The following is a 1,244-nucleotide window of genomic DNA, read 5'->3' as shown; positions in this document are numbered from 1 at the left end:
GCTGAACTGGTCAAGTAATCCCGGACACCGGTTACGGTGTTTATGCCGCTTTTTGCTCCATGGCTATTGGCGACAGATAGTTGTTGTAGCTGTGGAGCCTGGTGCGGTTGTAGTACATGAAGAAGCGCACCATATCGGTTTTTGCTTCCTCGATCTTGCTGTAACCACTGCGAGGCACCCATTCTGATTTCAGCGTGCCGAAAAACCGCTCTGTTGGAGCGTTGTCCCAGCACTGCCCGCGATGACTCATGCTTTGCAATATGTCACGACGCTTCAGTTCTTCTTGAAACTTGCGGCTGGTGTACTGACAGCCCTGATCCGAATGGAACATCAGTCCCGGAGGACACGTTCGAACCTCTGCTGCCATGCGTAGCGCCTTGCTGACCAAGTGGGCGTCATTGACCAGCGAAAACGCCCAGCCAATGACGCGGCGAGCAAACAAGTCGATCACGATGGCCAGATGAACCCAGCGTTTGCCCACCATCAAGCTGGTAACGTCGCCACACCAAACCTGATCGACTGCAGCCGGCTTGAAATTGCGCTTGAGCCGATTGGGTGCGACAAATGCTTCAACGCCTTTGGATCTGAATGGGTGAGGCTGGCGTTGTTTGCTGACAATGTTGGCCTCCTTCATCAGCGTTCTGACCAGGTCTCTTCCGACCGCTATGTTTTGGGACTGCAGGCCCTTGCTGATCATTCTGGAGCCCATGGCTTCCCGGCTTTCGCTGTGCAGTTCAACCACTTTCAGCTTGAGCTCTTCGCGTCTGATCCGCGGTTTGGTTCGCCGCTGAAGCCACTCATAAAAGCTGCTGCGCTTCACCTCGAAAACACGACACACAATGGCAGTCGGGAATGACTCTCTTAGTTCCGCAATCATCGAAAACGATCGGGATCCGACATCAAGAGAGCGGTAGCCTTTTTTAAGATCTCGGCTTCCATCTCCATGCGCTTGATCTTGGCCTTTAGTTCCTGGATCTGGCGTTGATCTTCGGTAATCGCCTTGGTGCCCTTGACGGGCTGTCCCTCGCGTTCCTTGCGAACCTGATCGACCCAGCGCCGTAAAGCGGTGGGCCCGATGTCCAGCGATGCACACACGTCTGGAACCGGGCAGTTATCATCAAGCACCATGCTGGCAGCATGCAGCTTGAATTCGCGGGTATAGACCTTTCTTTCGTTCATGGAACCTCCAAGTTGGCGAAATCATATCGCCCTTAAGAGGTGTCCGGAATTATTAGGCCAGTTCA

Annotated in this window: 2 protein-coding genes; both read right to left on the bottom strand. The window is 53.8% G+C overall.

Annotation, left to right across the window (positions count from 1 at the left end):
• Positions 1-40: 40 nt before the first annotated feature.
• The gene (locus BSF44_RS29180; protein ID WP_256589183.1) at positions 41-877 is read right to left on the bottom strand and encodes an IS3 family transposase; all 837 of its coding nucleotides are present in this window, start codon (positions 875-877) and stop codon (positions 41-43) included.
• Positions 874-1,179 (bottom strand): IS3 family transposase, encoded by a 306-nt coding sequence (locus tag BSF44_RS30925; protein WP_008047186.1) that lies wholly within the window; start codon positions 1,177-1,179, stop codon positions 874-876. Before BSF44_RS30925 ends, BSF44_RS29180 begins: the two co-directional genes overlap by 4 nt.
• Positions 1,180-1,244 lie beyond the last annotated feature (65 nt).

The organism is Pseudomonas sp. ACN8 (genome assembly GCF_002303925.1).
Lineage (GTDB): Bacteria > Pseudomonadota > Gammaproteobacteria > Pseudomonadales > Pseudomonadaceae > Aquipseudomonas.
This window is presented reverse-complemented; position numbering and strand designations above follow the sequence as displayed.

Coding starts and splice junctions, on each gene's coding strand:
- BSF44_RS29180 (WP_256589183.1), bottom strand. CDS start 877: ATGATTGCGGAACTAAGAGAGTCATTCCCGACTGCCATTGTGTGTCGT.
- BSF44_RS30925 (WP_008047186.1), bottom strand. CDS start 1,179: ATGAACGAAAGAAAGGTCTATACCCGCGAATTCAAGCTGCATGCTGCC.